Annotated in this window: 1 protein-coding gene (running past one end of the window); it reads left to right on the forward strand. The window is 72.3% G+C overall.

Annotated elements, in window-relative coordinates:
• Positions 1-26,620 carry the 5' portion of a non-ribosomal peptide synthase/polyketide synthase gene (locus ACWDUM_RS27540; protein ID WP_450136456.1) on the forward strand. It continues 16,886 nt past the right edge of the window, so the window shows 26,620 of its 43,506 coding nt (coding positions 1-26,620); the start codon lies at positions 1-3; its stop codon lies beyond the right edge, outside the window.

The following is a 26,620-nucleotide window of genomic DNA, read 5'->3' on the forward strand; positions in this document are numbered from 1 at the left end:
GTGGACGAGGCGACGACGAACGTGGGAGCACGGGCGGGGGAGGTGGCGGGAGTCCCCGCCGGCGCGTTCCCCCTCTCGGCCGCCCAGTTCGGATTGTGGCTCTCGCAGCAGCTGAATCCCGATGTGCCGATCAACATGGCGCAGTACGTGGAGCTTCGCGGTGCACTCGACGTCGACCTGCTCGAACGCGCTCTCATCGTTGTCGGCAAGGAACTCGGTTCCGGTTACCTTCGCATCCTCGACGTCGATGGGCGTCCCTATCAGATGGTCGACCGCACGATCGACCAGTCGATGGTCCGTCTCGACTTCTCGGGCGAGTCCGACCCCGCCGCGGCCGCTCGGGCGTGGATGCAGGCCGAGTACACCGCCCCGCTCGACCTGCTCGGTGACCCCCTGATCCTCTGCGCCCTGCTCACCCTGGGACCGGATCATCACTACTGGTATGCGCGCTGCCACCATGTCGCGCTGGACGGTCTCGGCGCGATCACGCTGATGACCCGCACCGCGGAGCTGTACACCGAGGCCCTCTCGGGCGCCGAGCTGCCCACCGAGCGCAAGGACGGGCTGTTCGAGCTCTACCAGGCCGAGGACAAGTACCGGACCTCCTCCCGCTTCGCCACCGACCGGGAGTACTGGAGCGAAATCGCGAAGGGGCTGCCGGAGCCGGTCAGCTTCGCCCCCCGCCAGGCCCCCGCGCAGGCGCTCAGCCGGGTGGCCAGCGCGCCGCTGTCCGCTGAGACCGTGGACCGGATGACCGAGGCCGGCCCGTCCTTCGCGCCCGCCAGCATCGCCGCGTTCGCCGCCTACTTCGGCCGGATGACCGGCACCGAGGACGTCCTGCTTTCGCTGCCGGTGTCCGCGCGCACCACCGCCGCGATGCGCCGCGCCGGCGGCATGGTGTCGAACGTGGTTCCGCTGCGTGTCACGGTCGGCGCGGACACCTCGATCGGCAGCCTCGTCGAGTCCGTGCAGGTGCAGCTCGTCGGCGCCCTGCGGCACCAGCGGTACCGCGCCGAGGACATCCGGCGTGATCTCGGCGTCCAGGGCGCCGAGCGGGCGTACTTCGGACCCGTCGTCAACATCATGATGGGCCTGGGCGACCTGCGCCTGGGCGAGATGACCTCGCACCTGCACGTGCTCTCGTCCGGCCCGGTCGACGACCTGATGCTCAACCTGTACGAGACGGGCACCGGCAGCACCCACATCGACTTCATCGGCAACCCGGCCCGCTACACCGACGAGGAGGTCGCGCGGCACCACGAACGCTTCTTCGACTTCCTCGCCCGGTTCGTCGCCGCCGACCCCGAGGCCACCCTCTCCGACCTCGAGTACGTCGGCGAAGCGGAGGTCGTGTGGCTGGCGGACCGGCGGGGCGAGAAGGCGACCGAGCCGCGCGTCCTCGCGGACATCCTCACCGAGAGTGCGCAGCTGCACGCCGACCGCGTCGCGGTCACCCTCGACGGCACCGAGTGGACCTACCGTGAGCTCGACGCCCGGGCCAACCGGCTCGCGCGGGTGCTCATCGACCGCGGGGTCGCGCCGGAGAGCTTCGTCGCCCTCGCCGCGCCGCGCTCGCTGGAATCGGTGCTCGCGGTCTGGGCCATCGCCAAGGCAGGCGGCGCCTACCTGCCGATCGACCCCAACTACCCGGCCGACCGCATCGCACACATGGTCACCGACTCGCAGATCGCCGAGGGCGTGACGCTGGCCGCGCACCGCGGTGACCTGCCGGACGGCGTGGACTGGCTGGTCCTCGACTCCGCGGAGCTGGGCGAGCTGTGTGCCGCGCAGTCCGCCGACCCCGTCACGGACGCCGACCGGCTCGCGCCGATCCGTCCCGCGAACCCGGCCTACGTCATCTACACGTCCGGTTCGACCGGCAAGCCGAAGGGCGTCGTCGTCCCGCACCTGGGCCTGTCGACCCTGGCGGCGGACCTGCGCGTCACCTACTCGGTCACCCCCGAGGCCCGCGTCGCGCACTTCGCGTCGCCGAGCTTCGACGCCGCGTTCGGTGAGATGCTCGCCGCGTTCGCGCACGGCGCGACCCTGGTGGTCACGCCGCCGACTGTGCTCGGCGGCGACGACCTGGCCGCGGTGCTCGCCAGCGAGCACGTGACCACGCTGGTCTCGACGCCTCCCGCCGCGCAGACCCTGAACCCCGAGGGCCTGGACGAGCTGGTCCGCGTCATCACCGGTGGCGACGTGCTCCCGCCGGAGCTCGCCGCCCGCTGGGACGGCCGTCTGCGCAACGCGTACGGCCCGACCGAGACCACGGTCATCGTCACCATCACCGATCCGCTGACCCCGGACATGCCGGTGACGATTGGTGCCCCGATGCGGGGCGTGCACGCCCTCGTCCTCGACTCGCAGCTGCGACCGACCCCGATCGGGGTGGCCGGCGAGCTGTACATCGCCAACCCGGGCCTCGCCCGCGGCTACCACGGTCGCGCCGCGCTCAGCTCCGAGCGATTCGTCGCGAACCCCTTCGGCGAGCCGGGCGCCCGGATGTACCGCACCGGCGACGTGGTCCGCTGGACCGGCGCCGGCGACCTGGACTACGTCGGCCGTTCCGACTTCCAGGTGAAGGTCCGCGGCTTCCGGATCGAGCTGGGCGAGATCGACGACGCGCTCTCGAGCCACCCCGCCGTCGACTTCGCGACCACCCAGGTGCGGACCGGTGCGGCCGGGCAGAGCCTCCTCGTCGCCTACGTGCTGCCGGTGGAGGGCGAGCAGGTCGACACCGCCGACCTGCTCGGGCACGCCGGCAGGCAGCTGCCGGAGTACATGGTCCCCGCCACGGTCGTCGTCCTCGACGAGATCCCGCTGACGGTCAACGGCAAGCTCGACCGCGCGGCGTTGCCGGAACCGCTGCCGACCGCCGCGGCCGGCGAGCACCGCGATCCGAGCACCCCGCTCGAACACCGGATCGCGGCGGTCTTCGCCCAGGTCCTCGGCCTCGATCGGATCAATGTCGACGCCAGCTTCTTCGAGCTCGGCGGCGACAGCATCATCTCGATGCAGCTGGTCTCCCGCGCGAAGGCGGCCGGTCTCTCGTTCACCGCGCGGGACGTGTTCGAGCGTCGCACCGTCGCGGGCCTCGCCGAGGTCGCCCGGATCGTCGACGACGCGGACGCCGCCGCGGCCCGGCTCGAGGAACTGCCCGGCGGTGGCGTCGGCGACGTGCCGCTCACCCCGATCGTGCGTTCGATGCTCGACCTCGGCACGTTCGCGGGCTTCGCGCAGGCACTGGTGCTCGTGCTGCCGGAGGGCGCAGCGTCCGATCAGGTGATCGCGACGGTGCAGGCCGTGTTGGACCGCCACGACATGCTGCGGTCGCAGCTGACCGGCTCCGGAACCGACGTGGCCTTCCGCGCCCTCCCGATCGGGTCGGTGTCGGCCGCGGACCTCGTCGTCGAGGTCCCCGCGGTCGCGGCCCCGGGAACCGAGGCGTTCGCCGCGCAGATCGAGACCGAGACCGCGGCGGCCGCGGGCAGGCTCGATCCCGCCGCAGGCGTGATGGCCCAGTTCGTCCGGCTCACCGCCGCGGATGCGGTCGCCGACGCGGACCGGATGCTCGCGGTCGTCCACCACCTCGCGGTCGACGGTGTGTCCTGGCGCGCGCTCGTGCCGGACTTCGCGACGGCGTGGCTGCAGATCGCGGCCGGTGCCGCTCCGGCCCTCCCCGAGGTCGGCACGTCACTGCGCCGCTGGGCGCACGGTCTGCTCGAGGCCGCGCAGGCCCCGGAGCGGGTCGCCGAACTCGACACCTGGCGCGGGATCGTCGACGGGCCCGACCCGCTGCTCGGTGCGCGGGCCCTGGACCCGGCCGTCGACGTGGCGGCCACCGAGCAGCGCATCGAGGTCGAGCTGAGCGGCCCGACCACCGAGGCGCTGCTGACCACGCTGCCCGCGCAGTTCCGCGGCGGCGTCAACGACGCCCTGCTCGCCGGCCTGGCGATCGCGGTTGCCGCGTGGCGCCGCGACCGCGGCCAGGACTGGGCGTCCACCCTGATCGACCTCGAGGGACACGGCCGTGAGGAGGCCGTGGTCCCGGGCGCCGACCTGTCCCGCACGGTCGGCTGGTTCACCAGCGTCTTCCCGATGCGCCTCGACCTCGGCGACGTCGACCTCGACGACGCGCTGGCCGGCCGCCGGGCCGCCGCGACCGCGCTCAAGCGGATCAAGGAACAGCTGCGATCGGTGCCGGACCACGGCATCGGCTACGGGATGCTGCGCCATCTCAACGACGAGACCGCCCGCCGGATGCGCGACTGGTCACGGCCGCAGATCGCGTTCAACTACCTGGGCCGGCTGTCCGCCGGCGACATCCCCGACGAGCTGCGGTCCGTCGGCTGGATGCCGGACGGCGACTCGCTCGGCACCGGTGCGCACCGGGACGCCGACATGGCGCTGTCCGCCGCGCTGGCGATCGACGCCATCGCTGCCGACACCGCCGACGGTGTCCGCCTGAGCGCGACGTTCGCGTACGCGTCGGGGCTGCTCGACGAGCAGTCGGTGGCCGAACTGGCGCGGCTGTGGTGCCGGGCACTCGACGGACTCGCCGCGCTCGCCGCGTCGGAGCACACCGGCGGGTACACTCCGTCCGACCTGCCACTGGTGTCGGTGACGCAGGATCAGATCGAGGTGTGGGAGCGGCGGTACCCGTCGCTGACCGACGTGTGGTCGCTGTCCCCGCTGCAGTCCGGCCTGCTGTTCCACGCCACGCTGACGGACCAGTCGGTGGACGTGTACACCGCGCAGATCGTTCTCGACCTCGGTGGCGTCGTCGACGCCGACCGGATGCGCGCTGCCGGGCAGGCGCTGGTCGACCAGCATCCGAGCCTGCGGGCCGCGTTCGTCTACGACGAGGCAGGCGTCCCCGCACAGATCGTCGTCGACGAGGCCGTGGTGCCGTTCACCACCGTCGATCTGACGGACCGGAGCCCGGCCGACGCCGAGGCGGAGGCCACCCGGTTGATCGACGCGGACCGGGTCGCGCGATTCGACGTCGCCGCACCGCCGCTGGTGCGGCTGCTGCTCGTTCGCACCGCCGCCGACGGGTACCGGCTGGCCATCACGAACCACCACCTGCTGATCGACGGCTGGTCGCTGCCGCTGATCCTGCAGGACCTGCTCGCGTTGTACGCGCAGGCCGGGGACCGTTCGGCGCTGGTGCGCGGCCGCTCCTACCGGGACTTCCTGGAGTGGCTCGACCGGCAGGACCCGCAGACGTCCGAGGACGCCTGGGCGCGGGCGCTGGACGGGCTCGAGGAGCCGACCCTGATCGCGTCCGGTCACCCGGTGGCGGCGCTGCCGGTGCCGGAGGAGATCGAGGTCTCCCTGGAGGCGGAGGTCGAGGCCGGAGTGGTCGCGCTGGCCCGCGACCTCGGCGTCACCGCCAACACGATCGTGCAGGCCGCGTGGGGTGTGCTGCTGGCCCGCCTGACCGGGCGTACCGACGTGGTGTTCGGCGCGACCGTGTCCGGTCGCCCGCCGCACCTGCCGGGCATCGAGACGATGATCGGCCTGTTCATCAACACCCTCCCGGTGCGGGTGCGCCTGGACGAGGACGAGTCGATCACCGACCTGGTGCGCCGGCTGCAGGGCGAGCAGGCGGACCTGCTCGACCATCACCACACCGGACTCACGGACATCCAGCGGACCGCGGGACTCGGCGTCCTGTTCGACACGCTGGCCGTGTTCGAGTCGTACCCGGTGAACCGTGACGCGCTGGCCGCGGCCAGCGACATCGCGGGCATGCGCGTGCTCGACATCGGAGTCAACGACGCCACCCACTACCCGCTGACGCTGGTCGCGTTGCAGGATCCGGCGCTGCGCTTCACCACCAAGTTCCTGCCGACCGTGTTCGGCCGCGACGAGGTCGAGCGGCTCATGGCCCGCTTCACCCGGATCCTGGCCGCGGTGGTGGCGGACCCGACCGCGGCCGTCGGCAGCGTGGAGATCCTCGACGAGGCGGAGCGGGCGGTGCTCGCACCGGTCCACGGTCTGCCCGCCGTGGCGACCGAGCACGGCTTCGAACTCTTCGCGCAGGCGTGTGCCGCCAACCTCGAGGGGACAGCTGTCTCCTTCGGTGGCCGGGAACTGACGTACCGCGAGCTCGACGAGCAGTCCAACCGGATGGCCCGGCTGCTGGTCGAGCGGGGCATCGGCCCGGAAACCTTTGTGGCGCTGGGCATGACCCGCTCGCTGCACTCGATCGTCGCGATGTGGGCGGTGCTCAAGTCCGGTGGCGCGTTCGTGCCGGTCGACCCGAACTACCCGCTCGACCGGATCGAGCACATGCTCACCGACTCGGGCGCCCGGATCGGTCTGACGGTCTCCGCCGAGCGGTCCCTGCTGCCGGACGGTGACGCCGAGTGGCTGGTGATCGACACCGACGAGTTCGTGTCCCTGGCCGCGGAGCGTTCCGCCGCGCCGCTGACCAACGCGGACCGTCGTGGCGCCTCACACCTCGAGCAGCCCGCGTACATGATCTACACGTCGGGGTCGACGGGCCTGCCGAAGGGCGTCGTCGTCACCCGCACCGGCCTGGCGAACTTCGCGGTCGAGCAGCGCGAACGCTACGACGTCACGCCCGCGTCGCGGGTGTTGCACGTCGCGTCGCCCAGCTTCGACGCGTCGATCCTCGAGTACACGATGGCGTTCGGAACCGGTGCGACGCTGGTGGTCTCGCCTCCGACGGTGTTCGGTGGCGCCGAGCTGCACGACCTGATCGTCGCCGAGCGGGTCACGCACGCCTTCATCACGCCGTCGGCGCTCGCGTCGGTGGATCCGACCGGTCTCGACACCCTGCAGCACCTGGTCGCCGGCGGTGAGGCCGTGCCGGCCGAGATCGTCGCCCGGTGGGCGCCGGGCCGCCGACTGCACAACGGCTACGGCCCGACCGAGACCACGATCATGGCGGCCATCAGCGACCCGATGACGCCGGGCGAGCCGATCACCATCGGTGGCCCGATCCGCGGTGTGTCCCTGCTTGTCCTCGACGAGCGGCTCCGGGTGGTTCCGGTGGGAGCCACGGGTGAGCTCTACATCTCGGGTGTGGGCCTGGCCCGCGGCTATCACGACCGGCCTGCGCTCAACGCGGAGCGGTTCGTCGCCAGTCCGACCTCGCCCGGCGAGCGCATGTACCGCACCGGTGACCTGGTGCGGTGGACCGAGAATCTCACGATCGAGTACCTCGGCCGCTCGGACTTCCAGGTCAAGGTTCGCGGTTTCCGGATCGAGCTCGGCGAGATCGACGCCGCCCTGACCGCGCACCCGACGGTGGACTTCGCGGCGACCCTCGGCGTCGACAACGAGCACGGCCAGACGCAGCTCGCCGCCTACGTGCGTCCCGCGCCCGGCACGACGATCGACACCGCCGAGCTGGCCGAGTTCGTCGGCCGTTCGCTGACCGCCTACATGGTGCCCGCGGCGATCGTGGTGCTCGACGAGGTGCCGCTGACCCCGGTCGGAAAGCTCGACCGCCGGGCGCTGCCGGCTCCTGTGTTCACCTCCGCCGCAACGGAATACGTCGCGCCGGTGACGCCGGTCGAGGAGCTCGTCGCGGATGTCTTCGCGGACGTCCTCGGTGTCTCGCGCGCCGGATTGACCGACGACTTCTTCGATCTCGGCGGCAACTCGCTGATCGCCACCAAGGTCACCGCGCGGGTGAACGCCGCGCTCGGTACCGCGATCGGCGTCCGGGACCTGTTCGAGGCTCCGACGGTCGGCGGGCTGGCCTTGCGTGCCGAGCACGCCGCCACCGGCGCCGCGGACCGGCTTCCGCTGGTGGCGGGGGAGCGCCCCGCCCGGATCCCGCTGTCGCTGGCACAGCAGCGAATGTGGTTCCTCAACCGGTTCGATCCGGGTTCCGGCAGCTACAACGTACCGATGGCCATCCGGCTGTCCGGGCGGCTCGACGTCGCCGCGATGGGTGAGGCGCTGCGCGACGTGCTGGATCGGCACGAGTCGCTGCGCACCGTGTTCCCGGAGACCGCGGACGGACCGGAACAGGTGGTTCTGCCGCTTTCCGAGGTCGGTGTCGAACTGGCCTCGATCGCAGTGTCCGAGGGTGAACTGCACACGCGGGCACTGGAAATCGGCTCCGCGGGATTCGACGTCACCCGCGAGATCCCGGTGCGGGCGTACCTGTTCGAACTCGCCCCCGATCAGCACGTGCTTGCGCTGGTGATGCACCACATCGCCACCGACGGTTGGTCGCTGGCGCCGCTGGCACGCGACCTGGTGCTCGCCTACACCTCCCGCACCCAGGCGGCGCCGCCGGTGTGGGCGCCGCTGCCGGTGCAGTACCCGGACTTCGCGATCTGGCAGCGGAAGATGCTCGGCGACGAGCAGGACCCCCAGTCGCTGTCGGCGCGCCAGATCGACTTCTGGACGCGCGAACTGGCGGGCCTGCCGGACGTGCTGGAGTTGCCTGCCGATCGTCCACGTCCCCTCGTCCGGTCGGGTAACGGTGCGCGCGTGCAGTTCTCGCTGGACGCGCAGACCCGCCGCGCCGTGGACGAGCTTGCGCACGCGCACCGCTCGACCCCCTTCATGGTGCTGCAGTCCGCGCTCGCGGTGCTGCTGTCGCGGGTGTCCGGCGAGTCCGACATCGCGGTCGGCACACCCGTCGCCGGCCGTGGCGAGAAGGCGCTCGACGAGCTGGTCGGCATGTTCGTCAACACCCTGGTACTGCGCACCGAGGTGGACGGCGCGGCCTCGTTCACGGATCTGCTCGCGCAGGTCCGCGGCCGTGACCTGGCCGCGTTCGAGCACGCCGACGTGCCGTTCGAGCGGCTGGTCGAGGTGCTCAACCCCGTTCGCTCCGCCGCACACTCGCCGCTGTTCCAGGTGCAGTTCGCGCTGGAGAACTTCACCGATCCCCGCATCGACCTGCCGGGTCTGACCGTCGCCGCCGAGGGCATCAGGACCGCGGTGTCGAAGTTCGACCTCGCGGTCACCGTCACCGAGCGCGCGAGTGCCGGTTACGACGTGACGTTCCTGTACGCGACCGACCTGTTCGACGAGTCGACGATCGCGCGGTACACCCGGTGGTTCACCCGGCTGCTCCACGCGGTGGTCGCGGATCCGGCCGTCGCGGTCGGTGACGTGCCCCTGCTCGGTGCCGACGAGATCGCCGACGTCACCGCACTCGGGTCGGCGCATGCCGTCCCGACCCGCTCCGGACTGCTGTTGGACGACTTCCACGCCCAGGTGCTGCGCACGCCGGATGCGGTCGCCGTCTCCGACGACGACCGGTCGCTGACGTACGCCGAGTTCGAGGCCCGGGTCAGCCGTGTCGCGCGGGCCCTCGTCGGCCTCGGTGTGGGACCGGAGGCCACCGTCGCGGTGGCGATGCGCCGGTCCGTGGAATCGCTCGTCGCCGCATACGCGGTCGTCGAGGCCGGCGGTGCGTACGTGCCCGTCGACCCCGAGCAGCCGCTCGACCGCAACGCGTACGTGCTCGACGCCGCCGCACCGGTGTGCGTCCTGACGTCCGCCGCGGACGAGGCAGGTCTGCCGCTGGACGGACGCCGCGTCCTGCGGGTCGACGAGGTCGACGAGTCCGGCTCGGCCGTGCCGCTGACCGACGCCGACCGGCGTTCGGCCGTGCACCCCGAGCACCCCGCGTACGTGTTCTTCACCTCCGGTTCGACGGGTCGTCCGAAGGGCGTCGTGGTCTCGCACCGCGCGGTCACCGCGCACCTGCGGTGGATTCGCGACGAGGCCGAGCTCTCGGAACAGGACGTGCTGCTGCACAAGTCGGCGCCGACCTTCGACGTCGCTGTGTGGGAGTCGTTCGTCGGACTGCAGACGGGCGGCCGGATCGTGGTCGCGCGGCCGGACGGTCACCGCGACGCCGCCTACCTCGCGGACCTGATCGCGCGTGAGCGTGTCACCGTCGCGCATTTCGTCCCGTCGATGCTCGAGGTCTTCCTCGGTTCCGGCCTTCCGCTCGCCGATTCGCTGCGGTTCGTCCGCGTCGGCGGCGAGGCGATCTCGCTCGCGCTCGCCGAACGCGCCGCCGCCGCGGGTGTGCGGGTGCGCAACGGTTACGGGCCGACCGAGACCGCCGTGACGGTGACCGTCGCCGACGAGTTCGACCCGGCCACCCGGGTTCCCGGCTCGATCGTGCCGATGGGCCGACCCGGCGCGAGCGTGCGCGCGCACGTCCTCGACGGCCGTCTGCACCCGGTTCCGGTGGGCGTCGGGGGAGAGCTCTATCTGTCGGGTGACCAGGTCGCCCGAGGCTACCTGGGGCGCGTCGACCTGACCGCCGAACGCTTCGTGGCCGACCCGTTCGCCACCGGCGAGCGCATGTACCGTACCGGCGACCTGGTGCGGTGGAACGCCGCCGGTGAGCTGGAGTTCCTGGGCCGCACCGACTTCCAGGTCAAGTTGCGTGGCCAGCGCCTCGAACCCGGTGAGGTCGAGGCGGCGCTGCGTGCCGACACCACCATCGCCCGCGCCGCGGTGGTCGTCCATCAGGACGAGCGCGTCGGTGCCCAGCTGGTCGCCTACGTGGTCACCGTGGACGGCGCGGCCGCCGACGCCGCGGCGCTGCGGCACGCGCTCGAGAAGACCCTTCCGCGGTACATGGTGCCGTCGGCGATCATGACGCTTCCCGACCTGCCGCTCAGCGCGGCGGGCAAGCTGGACCGCCGCGCACTGCCTGCGCCGTCCTTCGACGCCGCGGTCGGCGCCTACATCGCGCCCCGCACGCCGGTCGAGGAGATCGTCGCCACGATCTTCGCCGAGGTCGTCGGCGCACCGCGGGTCGGCGCGACCGACAACTTCTTCGATCTCGGCGGCAACTCGCTGATCGCCACCCAGGTGATCTCCCGCGTCAACGCCGCCTTCGGGACCGGGCTCGGAGTCCGCGAGATCTTCGACGCGCCGACCGTCGCCGAGCTCGCCGTGCGTGCCGAGGCCGGAGACGAGGCCGCGCCGCGGCCCGCGCTGACCGCCCGCGACCGCAACGGCGAGGTGCCGCTGTCGCTGGCACAGCAGCGGATGTGGTTCCTCAACCGGTTCGACCAGGCGTCGGCCGCCTACAACATGCCGTTCGCGATCCGCCTCACCGGCGAGCTCGACGTGCCGTCGCTGCGCGCGGCGATGCGTGACGTGCTGGACCGGCACGAGACCCTGCGCACGGTGTACCCGGACTCGGTGTCGGGCCCGCACCAGGTGGTGCTGCCCGCCGAGCAGGTCGCGGCGACCGCGGACCTCGAGGTCGTCCGGGTCGCCGAGGGCGAGCTCGAACGGGAGGTGGTCGCGCTGGCGACCGCCCCGTTCGACGTCACCGCGGCCCCGCCGCTGCGGGTACGGCTGCTCGCCACCACCACTGCCGACATGGACGGCACCGCCGTCGCCGACATGGACGGCACCGCCGTCGCCGAATACGTGCTGGTGTTCGTCCTGCACCACATCTCGTTCGACGGCTGGTCCTCGGCGCCGCTGGCCCGGGACCTGATGATCGCGTACACCGCGCGCACCGCGGGGGAGGCGCCGGCCTGGGCCCCGCTGCCGGTGCAGTACGGCGACTTCGCGATCTGGCAGCGCGAGCTGCTCGGCGACGAGAAGGACCCGCAGTCGCTGGCCGCGCGGCAGCTGGACTACTGGCGCACCGCGCTCGCGGACCTGCCCGACCTGCTGGAACTGCCCACCGACCGGCCACGTCCGGCGCAGCAGTCCTACCGGGGCGGCGACGTCGCCTTCAGCCTCGACGCCGCGCTGCACGCGCGCCTGATCGAGGTTGCGCGGCAGACGAATTCGACGCTGTTCATGGTCGTGCACGCCGCCCTGTCCGTGCTCCTGGCCCGGTTGTCGGGCAGCGAGGACATCGCGGTCGGCACCCCGATCGCGGGCCGCGGCGAGGCCGCGCTCGACGACGTGGTCGGCATGTTCGTCGGCACCCTGGTGCTGCGGACCGAGGTCGACGAGAACGCCTCGTTCGCGGACCTGCTCGGTCGGGTCCGCGAGGGCGACCTGGCCGCGTTCACGCACACCGACATCCCGTTCGAGCGGCTCGTCGAGGCGCTGAACCCGACCCGGTCGGCGGCCTACCACCCGCTGTTCCAGGTGTCGCTGTGGTTCCAGAACATCACCCGCGCCGCCCTCGAGCTGCCGGGCCTGACGGTGGCGCCCGCCGAGTTCGAGACCGGCCAGTCCCGGTTCGACCTGCAGCTGACCGTCACGGACACCACCGACGCCCAGGGGGCGCCCGGTGACATCGACATCGTGCTCACCTACGCGAGCGACCTGTTCGACCGGTCGACCGCGGAGACCTTCGCCCGCCGGTTCACCGCCGTCCTCGACGCCGTGGCCGCCGATCCCGCGGTCGCGGTGGGTGACATCGCGCTCGTCTCCGAGGATGAGCGCACCCTGGTCCTCGACACCTGGAACGACACCGCGCACGAGGTGCCGGAGGTCGCGGCCGGGGCGGACACCCTCGCCGCACTGTTCGACGCGCAGGTGGCCCGCACCCCGGATGCGGTGGCCCTCGTGTTCGAGGGCGAGCAGCTGACGTACGCCGAGTTCGACGCGCGGGCGAACCGCCTCGCACGGCACCTCATCGGTCTGGGCGTGGGTCCGGAATCGGTTGTGGGCCTGTCGATTCGCCGTTCCATCGATTTGCTCGTCGGCATGTACGCGATCCTCAAGGCCGGTGGCGCCTACGTGCCGCTGGACCCGGACCACCCGGCCGAGCGCAACGGCTACGTCCTGGACAGTGCGGCACCGGTGTGCGTGCTGACCACCTCCCGCGACGCCGACGCGCTGCCCGCCGACGCGCCCGCGCTGCGGATCGACGAGATCGACACCGCCGCCCTCGACGCCGCGCCGGTCACCGACGGGGACCGGATCACCGCGCTGCGCCCGGAGCACCCGGCGAACCTGATCTACACCTCCGGCTCCACCGGTCGGCCGAAGGGCATCTCGGTGCCGCATGCCGGCCTGGTCAACCAGCTGCGCTGGATGCAGGCGGAGTACGCGCTCACCACCGACGACGCGGTGATGCTCAAGACCCCGATGACGTTCGACGTCTCGGTGTGGGAGTTCTTCTGGACGCTGCAGACCGGCGCCCGGCTCGTCATCGCCCGCGCGGACGGGCACCGCGACCCCGAGTACCTGTCGGGGCTGATGGTCGACGAGAACGTCACCGTGGTGCAGTTCGTGCCCTCGATGCTGGCGATGTTCGTGTCGAATTCGTCTGCGCGCATCCCGGATTCGGTGCGCGCGGTGATCGCGATCGGTGAGGCGCTGCCGATCGAGACCGCCGAACGGTTCCGGGCTCTGGCGTCCGCGCCGCTCGACAACCTGTACGGCCCGGCCGAGGCGTCCCTCGCCGTCACGTACTGGCGGCACACCGCCGACGACCGGGGCGTCGTGCCGATCGGCGTCCCGATGTGGAACACCCGTCTGTACGTGCTCGACTCGCGCCTGCAGCCGGTTCCGGTGGGTGTCGCGGGTGAGCTGTATCTGTCGGGCGTCCAGCTGGCGCGCGGTTACCAGGGCCGGGTCGACCTGACCTCGGACCGCTTCGTCGCCGACCCGTTCGGCGCCGCCGGTGACCGGATGTACCGCACCGGCGACCTGGTGCGTCACCGGGCCGATGGGGTGCTGGAGTACGTCGGCCGCACCGACTTCCAGGTCAAGGTGCGCGGCAACCGGATCGAGCTCGGCGAGATCGAGGCGGCGCTGCTGTCCGCGCCGGGCGTCAGCCAGTCCGTCGTGGTGGTTCGCACCGACGCGCACACCGGCGACCAGCTCGTCGGCTACGTCGTGCCGACCGGCGAGTGGGAGGTCACCGGCGACGCCGTGGCCGCGCACGCCGCGCAGTCGCTGCCGTCGTACATGGTGCCCGCCGCGGTCATGGTGCTCGACGAGTTCCCGCTCAACGGCAGCGGCAAGCTGGACCGGAAGGCATTGCCGGAGCCCGTGTTCGACCTCGTCACGGCGGAGTACGTCGCGCCGCGCGACCCGGTCGAAGAGGTGGTCGCCGGCGTGTTCGCCGACGTGCTCGGCGTGCCGCGGATCAGCGTGGAGGAGAGCTTCTTCGACGCCGGCGGCAACTCGCTGGTCGCGACCCGGGTGGTCTCGCAGGTCGGCGAGGCGCTCGGGATCCGCGTCGGGGTCCGGGACCTGTTCGAGGCCCCCACCGTCGCGCAGCTCGCGGCGAGGCTGGAGCTGTCCGACCGTCGGGACCGCCCGGCGCTGGTGCGTCAGGACCGCGGCGCGGCGGTGCCGCTGTCGCTCGCCCAGCAGCGGATGTGGTTCCTCAACCGCTACGACCCGTCCTCGCCCGCGTACAACCTGCCGTTGCCGGTCCGTCTCGTCGGCGGGCTCGACGTCGACGCGATGCGGGCCGCGGTGGCCGACGTGATCGAACGGCACGAGTCGCTGCGCACGATGTTCCCGGATTCCGAGTCCGGCCCGCACCAGGTGATCGTGCCGACCGGCACGGTGGTGCCCGACCTGACTCCGGTCGACGTGGACTCGGCGGGGCTGTCCGCCGCCGTCGCCGAGACCGTGACCCGCGGCTTCGACGTGACCGTCGAGGTGCCGCTGCACGCCCGGCTGCTTCGCGTCACCGACGGCGACGCCCGAGGCGAGCACGTGCTCGTCCTCGTGCTGCACCACATCTCGGGTGACGCACTGTCGATGACTCCGCTGGCCCGCGACGTGATGGTGGCGTACGGAGCCCGGCTCGCGGGAGAGGTGCCCACCTGGGCGCCGCTCGACGTCCAGTACGCCGACTACAGCATCTGGCAGCGGGCGGTGCTCGGCGACTCGGCCGACCCGCAGTCCCTGGCCGCCGGACAGATCGACCACTGGCGCCGGACCCTCGACGGGCTGCCGGACCGCCTCGACCTGCCGACCGACCGCCCGCGTCCGCCCGCGCAGTCCATGCGGGGCGCCGACCACCGTTTCGCTCTCGGGGCGGAGCTGTACGCGGAGGTCACCGCCTACGCGCGCCGCCGTGGCGTGACGCCGTTCATGGTGGTGCACGCCGCCTACGCGACGCTGCTCGCGCAGCTGTCCGGCACCGACGACATCGCCGTCGGCACCCCGGTCGGCGGCCGGGGGGAGCGGGCACTCGACGACCTCGTCGGCATGTTCGTCAACACCCTCGTGCTGCGCACCGCGGTGGACCGCGGTGAGAGCTTCGACGGCCTGGTCGCCCGCGTCCGGGCCACCGACCTCGCCGCGTTCGAGCACGCCGAGATCCCGTTCGAGCAGCTGGTGGACGTGCTCGACGTGCCGCGTTCGACGGCGCACTCGCCGCTCTTCCAGGTGGCGCTGGCGTTCCAGTCGCCGACGCGGTCCCGGTTCGAGCTGGCCGGTCTCGACGTCGACGCACTGGAGGCGCCGACCGGCTCGGCCAAGTACGACCTGATGCTGACCGTACTCGAGCGGGCGGATGCCGGCGCCGACGCGGTGCTGACCTACGCGACCGACCTGTTCGACGCCGCGACCGTGACGCGGTTCGGGGAGCGGCTGTGTCTGCTGCTCGCCACGGCACTGGCCGCGCCGGCCACCCCGGTCGGCGATCTCGCGGTGCTCGATGCGGCCGAGCGATCCGCGCTGACCACCGCCCGTGGCGCCGATGCCACGGCGCCGCGGACGCTGGCGCAGATCCTTGCCACCGCGGCGGCGGAGAACGCCGACCGCACCGCGATCGAGTTCGCCGGTGAGCACGTCACCTACGCGGGGCTCGCGGCCCGGTCCAACCGGCTGGGGCGGCACCTGGTCGACCTCGGTGTGGGGCCGGACTCCATTGTGGCGCTGGCAATTCCGCGTTCGGTGGACGCGATCGTGGCGATCTGGGCGGTCGCCGCGGCGGGTGGCGCCTATGTGCCGATCGACCCGAAGCTGCCTGCCGACCGGATCACCCACATGGTGACGGACTCCGGTGCGGTGCTCGGCCTGACCACCGCCGAGTTCCACGCCGCGCTGCCGGAGGCGGCCCGCCCCGCGGGTGGCTGGCTCGAGCTCGACGACGCGGCGCTCGCCGCGGGCGTCGCGGCCCGGTCCGCGGCGCCGCTGACCGACGCCGACCGCGCCGCCGCGCTGTCGGTGGACCACGTCGCGTACATGATCTACACCTCCGGCACCACCGGTCTGCCCAAGGGCGTCGCGGTGCCGCACCGCGGCCTGGCCTCGCTGACCGCCGACGTCGTCGACCTCTACGGCACCTCCACCGCCTCGCGGGTGCTGCAGTTCGCGGCGATCAGCTTCGACGCCGCGGTCGGCGAGATGCTCTCGACGTTCGGGGCAGGCGCCACCATGGTCATCGCCCCGACCGACCTGTACGGCGGCGCCGAGCTCGCCGGCTTCATCCGCGACCAGCGGATCACCCTGGTCGTCGGCACCCCGACGGGCGTGCAGACGATCGACGCCACCGGTCTCGATCTCGTCGAGCGGGTCGTCGTCGGTGGTGACGTGTGTCCGCCGGAGCTGGCGGCCCGCTGGGGCGGCCGGCTGCGCAACGCGTACGGCCCGACCGAGACGACCGTCATCGTCACCATCACCGAACCGCTCGCGCCGGGCACGCCGATCACCATCGGCGCGCCGATGCGCGGCGTGCACGCCCTGGTTCTCGACTCGCGGCTGCGCCCGGTGCCGGTGGGCACCCCCGGCGAGCTGTACATCACCAATGCCGGTCTCGCCCGCGGCTACCACGCCCGCTACGGCCTGACCTCCGAACGCTTCGTCGCCAACCCGTACGGCGCTCCCGGCGAGCGGATGTACCGCACCGGCGACGTGGTCCGGTGGACCGCTTCGATGGACCTGGCGTACGTGGGACGTTCGGACTTCCAGCTCCAGGTGCGTGGTTTCCGCGTCGAGCTCGGCGAGATCGACGCCGCCCTGTCCGCACACCCGGCGGTGGCGTTCGCCGCGACCGTGGGCCGCCCCGGCCCGGCGGGTGACCTCGCGCTGGTCGCGTACGTCCAGCCGGTGGCCGGAACGGCACTGGACACCGACGCCCTCGCGGCGCACATCGCGAAGACCCTGCCGCCGTACATGGTGCCGGCGGTGATCATGGTGCTCGACGAGGTGCCGCTCACCGCCCTCGGCAAGCTCGACCGGTCCGCGCTGCCCGCCCCCGAGTTCGCCGGTGCCGCGGTGTACGTGGCACCGCGCGGCGACGTCGAGACCGGAATCGCCGAGGTGTTCGGCCGGATCCTGAACGCGGAGCGCGTCGGAGCCACCGACGACTTCTTCGACCTCGGCGGCAACTCGCTGGTCGCGACTCGCGTTGTCGGACAGGTCAATCAGGCCTTCGGTACCGCGATCGGCGTGCGCGACCTGTTCGAGGCGCGCACCGTCGCCGAGCTCGCGGCCCGGGTCGTGCGGGGCGGCGACAGCACGCGGCCCGCGCTCGTCGCGCAGCCCCGGGACGGCGCCGTTCCGCTGTCGCTCGCACAGCAGCGGATGTGGTTCCTCAACCGGCTCGATCCGGAGTCGGCGGCCTACAACATTCCGCTGGCGGTCCGGTTGTCCGGTTCGCTCGACGTGGCGGCGCTGCGCGCGGCGCTGCGTGACGTGGTCGGCCGACAGGAGACGCTTCGCACCGTCTACCCCGATTCTGCGGACGGTGGCCACCAGGTCGTGCTCGACCTCGATGCCGTCGAGCTCGACGTCGCGGCCGAGTCGATCGCGGCCGAGCAGCTGGTCGAGCGCATCACCGCGCTCGCGACCGAAGGCTTCGACGTGACGGCGGAGGTCCCGGTCCGGGCCGCGCTGCTCGAACTGGCCACCGATCGCGACGTCCCGGACGAGCACGTTTTCGTGCTGGTGATGCACCACATCGCCGCGGACGGTGTCTCCCTGACTCCGCTGGTGACCGACCTGATGACCGCCTACGCGGCCCGCCTCGACGGGCAGGAGCCGCAGTGGACCGCGCTGCCGGTGCAGTACGCCGACTACGCGATCTGGCAGCGCGAACTGCTCGGCGACGCCGAGGACCCTCAGTCCCGGGCGGCCGCACAGCTGTCGCACTGGACGGGCGCGCTGGCCGGGCTGCCCGACCAGCTCGACCTGCCGACCGACCGGCCGCGGCCCGCCCGCGCCTCGATGCGCGGCGGCCGGGTCGAGTTCGCGATCGACGCCGAGGTCCACCGCGCCGTCGCCGCGATCGCGCGGGCCCAGGGCGCCACCGTGTTCATGGTCATGCACGCCACCCTCGCGGTGCTGCTTGCCCGGTTGAGCACCACCACGGACATCGCGATCGGCACCGCGGTCGCCGGCCGCGGGGAGCCCGAACTCGACGCGCTGGTCGGCATGTTCGTCAACACCCTGGTGCTGCGCACCCGGGTCGAGCCGGAAACCGACTTCGCCACCCTGCTCGAGCACACCCGCACCACCGACCTCGCCGCGTTCGTGCACACGGAGCTGCCGTTCGAGCGGCTCGTCGACGTGCTCAGCCCGTCCCGGTCGCAGTCGCACCACCCGCTGTTCCAGGTGGCGATCGACTTCCAGAGCGCCACGGACGTGCGGCTCGAACTGCCCGGCCTGACGATCTCCCCGGAGGAGATCAGCGCGGACGTCGCGAAGTTCGACCTGCAGCTCTCGCTGAGCGAGCAGGTGGACACCGACGGCCGACCGGACGGCATGCAGGCGGCGTTCACCTACGCCACCGACCTGTTCGACCCCGCCACGGTGCGCACGTTCGCGGACCGGCTGGTACGGATCCTGTCGACCGTGGTCGTCGATCCGACCATCCCGGTCGGTGACGTGCCGATCCTCGACCCGCGCGAGGAGCACGAACTCGCCGGCGTCGCCGGTCCCGAGGGGCTCCCGCCCCGCACCCTCCCGCAGATCCTCGCGGCGGCCGTCGCGGTCGATCCGGCGCGCGACGCCGTCGACGCCGGGGACACCCGGATCAGCTACCGCGATCTCGATGCCCGCTCGAACCGTCTGGCCCGGCTCCTGATCGACCGGGGTGTGGGTGCCGGCTCCTTCGTCGCCATCGCGATGCCGCGCTCGATCGACACCGTCGCCGCGGTGTGGGCGATCGCGAAGGCGGGGGCCGCCTTCCTGCCGGTCGACCCGAACTATCCGGCCGAGCGCATCGCGCACATGCTCACCGATTCCGGTGTGGCCGTGGGTGTCACGACGTCTCGCCACCGCGCCGCACTGTCTGATCGGGTGGACTGGCTCGTCCTCGACGAGGATGTCGACGCGATCGCCGCCGGGTCCGACGAGGCCGTCGAGCCGGCCCGGCCGGTGCAGGTCGACGACGCCGCGTACGTGATCTACACGTCCGGCTCGACCGGCCAGCCGAAGGGCGTGGTGGTCACCCACCGCGGCCTGGCCGATCTCGTGGCCGAGCAGCGTGCCCACATGCTCATCGAACCGGGCTCGCGCACACTGCAGTTCGCGTCCCCGAGCTTCGACGCGTCGGTGTTCGAGATGCTGATGGCGTTCGGCAGCGCGTCCACCATGGTGATCGCCCCCGCCGACCTGTTCGGCGGTGTGGAGCTCTCCGAGTTCCTGCTGAGCCGGCGGGTGACCCATGCCTGCATCACCCCCGCCGCGCTCGCCGCGGCCGACCCGACCGGTCTCGACACCCTGCGTGTCCTGGCGGTCGCGGGTGACGCGTGCCCGCCGGAACTGGTGGCCCGCTGGGCGCCGAACCGCACGATGCTGAACCTGTACGGCCCGACCGAGGCCACCGTGTGGTCGACGGTGTCGGCGCCGCTGCAGGCCGGTGAGCCGATCACCATCGGTGCCCCCACCCGCGGTTTCCGCGTCGCCGTCCTCGACGGCCGCCTGCGGCCGGCGCCGGTCGGCGTCGCGGGCGAGCTGTACCTGTCCGGTCCGGCGCTGGCGCGCGGCTACCACGCGCGTGGGCCGCTGACGTCGGAGCGCTTCGTCGCCAACCCGTTCGGGCGTCCCGGCGAGCGGATGTACCGCACCGGCGACGTGGTGCGCTGGACCGCCGAGGGCACCCTCGAGTACGTCGGCCGGTCCGACTTCCAGGTCAAGGTGCGCGGGTTCCGAATCGAACTCGGCGAGATCAGCGGCGTGCTGGCCTGCCACGAGAGCGTCGGCTTCGTCACCACCGAGGGCGTCACGGCCCCCGACGGCGGCACCGTCCTGGTCGCCTACGTGCTGCCCGCGGCCGGGCGCACGGTGGACGAGGACACGCTGCGCGCCTTCGCGGCGGAGTTCCTGCCCGCGTACATGGTGCCGTCGCACGTGATCGGGCTCGCCGAGGTCCCGCTGACCCCGGCGGGCAAGCTGGATCGGCGCGCCCTGCCGAAGCCGGAGTTCGTCACCCCCGGCGTCGACTACGTCGCGCCGCGCTCCCTCACCGAGGAGATCGTCGCCGGTGTCTTCGCCGAGGTGCTCGGCGTGGACCGGGTCGGCGTGACCGCGAGCTTCTTCGACCTCGGCGGCAACTCGCTGTCCGCAACCAAGGTCACCGCCCGGGTCGGCGCCGCGCTCGGCGTGCGGATCGGGGTGCGCGAACTGTTCGACGCCCCGTCCGTCGCGGAACTCGCGGCACGCGTGGAACATTCGTCGACCGTGGAGGCGCCGGCGCTGACCGCGACGGCGCGGCCGCAGCGGATTCCGCTGTCGCTGGCGCAGCGTCGGATGTGGTTCCTCAACCAGTTCGACACCGACTCGGCGGCCTACAACGTGCCGATGGCCGTTCGACTGTCCGGTGACCTCGACGTCGCCGCGCTCGAACGGGCCGTGGCCGACGTGCTGGCCCGGCACGAGGTGCTGCGGACGGTGTACCCGGACTCGGCGGACGGTCCGTACCAGGAGATCCTGCCGATCTCGGACCTGCCGGTGTCCCTGACCCCGGTCGCGGTGGCCGAGTCCGAGGTCGTCGGTCGTGCGGTCGAGCTGATCTCCCGCGGCTTCGACGTCACCGCTGCGCCGCCGGTGCGGGTCACGCTGCTGCAGACCTCCCCGACCGAGCGGGTGCTGGTCGTGGTGATGCACCACATCGCCGCCGACGGTGCCTCGGTGGCGCCGCTGGCCCGCGACATCATGGTGGCCTACGGTGCCCGCGCGCACGGTGGCGCGCCGCAGTGGGCCGCCCTGCCCGTGCAGTACGCGGACTACGCGATCTGGCAGCGCGAGACCCTCGGTGCGCCGGACGATTCCGAGTCGCTGATCGCCAAGCAGAGTGCGTACTGGCGGGAGCGGCTCGCAGGACTGCCCGAGGTGCTCGATCTGCCGATGGACCGGCCGCGTCCCGCGGTGCAGTCCACGGCCGGTGCGAACGTCGAGTTCGTCATCGACGCCGACACCCACGCCCGGCTCCTGGACGTGGCCCGCAGCCGCGGCGCCAGCCTGTTCATGGTGCTGCACTCCGCGCTCGCGGTGCTGCTCGCGCGCCTGGGCCGCGAGTCCGACATCGCGATCGGCACCCCGGTCGCCGGTCGCGGCGAGCAGTCCCTCGACGACCTCGTCGGCATGTTCGTCAACACACTGGTGCTCCGCACCGAGGTGGACCCGGGGGCGACGTTCGAGTCGCTGGTCGAGGCGGCCCGCGAGACCGACCTGTCCGCGTTCACCCACGCGGACATGCCCTTCGAGCAGTTGGTCGAGGTGCTCGCGCCGACCCGGTCGACGGCGTACTCGCCGCTGTTCCAGGTGATGTTCACGATGCAGAACAACACCCAGGCGACCTTCGAGCTGCCCGGACTGGCCGTGAGCGGACTGACGTCCGACTTCGACGTCGCCAAGTTCGACCTGCAGCTGACCGTCGGCGACGCGCGCGACGAGGACGGCTCGCCCGCCGATCTGACCTCCACCCTGAGCTACGCGACCGCGCTGTTCGACGAGGCGACGGTGCGCGGCTTCGCCGACGCCTACCTGCGGATCCTGGCCGCCGTCGCCGCCGACCCGCAGGTCGTGGTCGGTGACGTGGAGATCGCCGGTGCCGCGGACCTGTCCGCGATCGCCGCGGTCAACGCGACGGCGCACCCGGTGGCCGAGGCCACCCTGGTCGACCTGTTCGACGCTCAGGTCGCCCGCACCCCCGACGCGGTCGCGCTGGTCTTCGAGGGCGAGCGCCTGACCTACGCCGAGTTCGATGCGCGCGCGAACCGTTTGGCGCGCAAGCTGATCGACGCCGGCGTCGGTCCGGACGTGCTCGTCGCCCTTGCGGCGCGCCGGTCGGTGGAGCTGCTGGTCGGCATGTACGCGGTGGTCAAGGCCGGTGGTGCCTACGTGCCGGTGGACCCCGACCATCCCGCCGACCGGACCCGGTACGTGCTCGAGTCCTCCGCGCCGGCCGTCGTGCTCACCGGTGGTGACGTCGACCTCGACGTGCCTGCAGGCACCACGATCTGGTCGCTCGACTCCCTCGACACGAGCGGATACTCGGACGCCCCGGTTGTCGACGCGGAACGTGTTGCGCGGCTGCGTGATTCGAACACCGCCTACGTGATCTACACGTCCGGGTCCACCGGCCGCCCGAAGGGTGTCGCGGTGCCGCACGCGGGCATCGTCAACCGCCTCGAGTGGATGCAGGCGCAGTACCCGATGGGGCCCGAGGACACGGTCGTCCAGAAGACGCCGTCGACCTTCGACGTCTCGGTGTGGGAGTTCTTCTGGCCGCTGCAGGTCGGTGCCACCCTGGTGATCGCACGCCCGGACGGGCACCGCGATCCGCTGTACCTGGCGGAGCTCATCGAGGCGGAGTCCGTCACGACCGCCCACTTCGTCCCGTCGATGCTGTCGGCCTTCACGTCCGTGGTCGACGCCGGGCGGGTGCCGTCCCTGCGTCAGGTCTTCTGTTCCGGCGAGGCACTGACACCGCAGGCCGCGCAGGCGTTCGCCGGCCTGAGTGCGGCGGCGCTGCACAACCTCTACGGGCCGACCGAGGCGTCCGTCGACGTCACGTTCCACCAGTACACGCCGGCCGACACCGCCACGGTGCCGATCGGTGCCCCCGTCTGGAACACCCAGCTGCACGTGCTCGACGGCCGGCTCCGTCCGGTCCCGCTCGGTGTCGCGGGTGAGCTGTATCTGGCGGGCGCCCAGCTCGCACGCGGGTACATCGGACGCGCCGACCTGTCGGCGGACCGGTTCGTCGCCAGCCCGATGGCCGACGGTCAGCGGATGTACCGCACCGGTGACCTCGTCAAGTGGGTCGAAGGCTCCACCGGCGGACTCGAACTGGTGTACCTGGGGCGGACCGACTTCCAGGTCAAGCTGCGCGGTCTGCGGATCGAGCTCGGCGAGATCGAGTCGGTGCTCCTCGAACAGCCCGAGGTCGCGCAGGCGGCCGTTCTCGTGCGCGAGGACATTCCGGGCGCACAGCAGCTCGTCGCCTACCTGACCGCGGCCCCGGGTGCGGCCCCGCAGGTCGACGCGCTGACCTCGGCGCTGTCCGCGAGGCTGCCCGAGTACATGGTGCCGTCGGTGCTGATGGTCCTCGACTCGTTGCCGCTCAACGCATCCGGCAAGCTCGACCGCAAGGCGCTGCCCGCACCGGACCTCACCGACCGGGCGGAGACCTACCGGGCGCCGAGCACCCCGACCGAGACCGTGCTGTGCCGGCTGGTGGCCGAACTGCTCGGCCTGGACCGCGTCGGCGTGGACGACTCGTTCTTCGCGCTCGGTGGCGACTCGATCATGGCCATCCAGCTGGTCTCGCGGGCCAAGCGGGAGGGCATCGTGCTCAAGCCCGCGCTCGTGTTCGAGCACAAGACGATCGCGGCCCTCGCACGGGTCGCGGCGGTCGGTGCCGACGCGGTCACGCTCGAGGAACTGCCGGGCGGCGGCATCGGTGAGCTGCCGCTCACCCCGATCGTGCACTGGATGATCGAGCATCTTCGGGAGTTCGACGAGTTCTCGCAGGCCGTGATGCTCACGCTGCCCGCGGGCATCACCGAGAGCGACCTGCACGCCACCGTGCAGACCGTGCTCGATCACCACGACATGCTGCGCTCGCGTCTGGTGCGCGCAGGCGACGGCGGCCACCTCGCGGTCGCCGGCGTCGGGTCGGTGTCCGCGGACGCGGTCATCACCCGGGTTCCGGTAGCCGACGCGCCCGGCTCGGCCGGGTTCGGCGCTCGCGCCGAGGCCGAGATGCGTACCGCGGCATGCCGCCTCGACCCCGAAGCCGGGTCGATGGTGCAGTTCGTCTGGCTCGACACCGAGCCGTCCGGTGCGGGCCGGCTGCTCGTGCTCGCCCATCACCTGGTGGTCGACGGTGTCTCCTGGCGTGCCCTGGTGCCGGATCTGGCTCTGGCCTGGGTCCGGGCCACGCAGGGCGACGGGCCCGAGCTGTCCGCCGTGGGCACCTCGTTCCGGCGCTGGGCCCACGGCCTGGCCGAGGGCGCCGCCGATCGCGTCGTCGAACTGCCGCTGTGGCGGTCCGTGCTGGACGGCCCGGACCCGCTGCTCGGTGCCCGCGCGCTCGATCCCGAGGCCGACACCGTCTCGAGCCTCGCCGACCTGCGGGTCGAACTCGACTCCGGTGTCGCGGAGGCGGTGCTCGGGCGGGTGCCCGCGATGGTGCACGGCACCCCGAACGACGGACTCCTCACCGCGCTCGCGCTGGCGGTCGCGAAGTGGCGGCGGGATCGGGGCGTCGACGCGCCCGGTGCCGTCGTCACCCTCGAGGGCCACGGCCGCGAGGAACAGGCCGTGCCCGGCGCGGACCTCGCCAACACGGTCGGCTGGTTCACCACCGCGTTCCCCGTGCGGCTGGACCTCGACGGCATCGACCTCGACGAGGCGTTCGCCGGCGGTGCCGCGGCCGGAGACGCGATCAAGCGGGTCAAGGAACAGCTGCTCTCGATCCCGGACCACGGCATCGGCTACGGCCTGCTCCGCTACCTGAACGCGGACACCGCCGCCGAGTTGCGGGAACTGCCGGCACCGCAGATCGGGTTCAACTACCTCGGCCGTGTCGCGACCGCCGAGGTCGGTGGCGACGCCGCCTGGGTCCCGGACACCGAATCGGGCAGCCTCGGTGGCGTGCGCGACGCGGACATGACCGCACCGGTGATCCTCGACATCAACGCATCCGCGGTCGACACCGCCGACGGCACCCGCCTCGGCGCCACCTTCTCGTACGCGACCGGCGTCCTCGACGGCGCCGACGCGCAGGCCATCGCGGACCTGTGGGTCGCGGCACTGACCGCGCTCAGCGAGTACTCCGCCACCCCGGGCGCAGGCGGCCTGACCCCGTCGGACCTGCCGCTGGTCCCGCTGGACCAGGCCGGGGTCGAGCACCTCGAGGCCCGCCACCCGGGTCTGGCCGACGTGTGGTCCCTCTCGCCGCTGCAGGAGGGATTGCTCTTCCACGCGCAGTTCGCGGGTGAGCACCTCGACGCCTACCTGGTGCAGACGGTGCTCGATCTCGACGGCACCGTCGATCCGCAGCGACTGCGGGCGGCCGGGCAGGCGTTGCTGCGTCGCCACGCGAACCTGCGGGTCGCGTTCGACACCGCCTCCGGCGAACCGGTGCAGATCGTTCCCGCCGAGGTCGAGCTGCCGTGGCAGACAGTCGATCTGGCTGCGTCGCCGGATCCCGATGCGGCGTTCGCCGACCTGCTGCGGCAGGACCGGGCGCGCGGGTTCGACATGGCGACCGCGCCGCTGATCCGGTTCACGCTCGCCGACCTCGGCCAGGGCCGGTACCGGATGGTCTCGACCAACCACCACGTGCTGCTCGACGGCTGGTCGACGCCGCTGCTGCTCAAGGATCTGCTGTACCTGTACGCCACCGGCGGAGACGCATCGACGATGCCGCCTGCGGGCGAGTACCGCGACTTCCTGGCGTGGCTGGCCGGCCGTGACCTCGACGCCTCCACCGCCGCGTGGAAGGACGCGTTCGCCGGTCTCGACGAGCCGTCGCTGCTCGCGCTCGGGGAGGGCGACGGCTCGGTGGAGTCCACCGACCTGTCCCGTTTCGCGTCCGCGGAGCTGACCGCGGAGCTGACCGCGCTCGCTCGCAGGCACGGCGTCACCCTGAACACCGTCGTGCAGGCGGCCTGGGGCATCGTGCTGTCGGCGCTCACGTCCCGCACCGACGTGGTGTTCGGGTCGACCGTCTCCGGTCGTCCCGCGGATCTGCCCGGCGTCGAGTCGATGATCGGTCTGTTCATCAACACCCTGCCGGTGCGGGTGGCACTCGACCCGGCCGAGACGCTGACCGGCCTGCTCGAGCGGATCCAGGTCGAACAGGCCGATCTGCTCGATCACCACTACGTGGGCCTGTCGCAGATCCAGCACACGGTCGGCGCCGCGGCGTCGTTCGACACCCTGACCGTGTTCGAGTCCTACCCGGTGGATCAGGACGCGCTCGCCCAGGCCGCCGACATCGACGGCATGCGGGTGACCGGGCTGCGCGGCATGGACTCCACGCACTACCCGTTGACCCTGGTCGCCAGCGTCGCAGACCGGCTGCACCTGCAGCTGAAGTACCTGACCGGCGTGTACACCGCCGCCGAGGTGCAGACCCTGCTCGACCGGGTGCTCCGGGTGCTGACCGCATTCGCGGACGCGCCGGACCAGCGGGTTGCCGCGCTCGACGTGCTCGGTGCGGCCGAGCGTGAGCAGGTGCTGACCGCGTGGGTCGATCCGGGTGCCGCGACGCCGACGGGCACGCTGCCCGCCGCGTTCGCGCGGC

The sequence above is a fragment of the Rhodococcus sp. NPDC003322 genome (genome assembly GCF_053589555.1).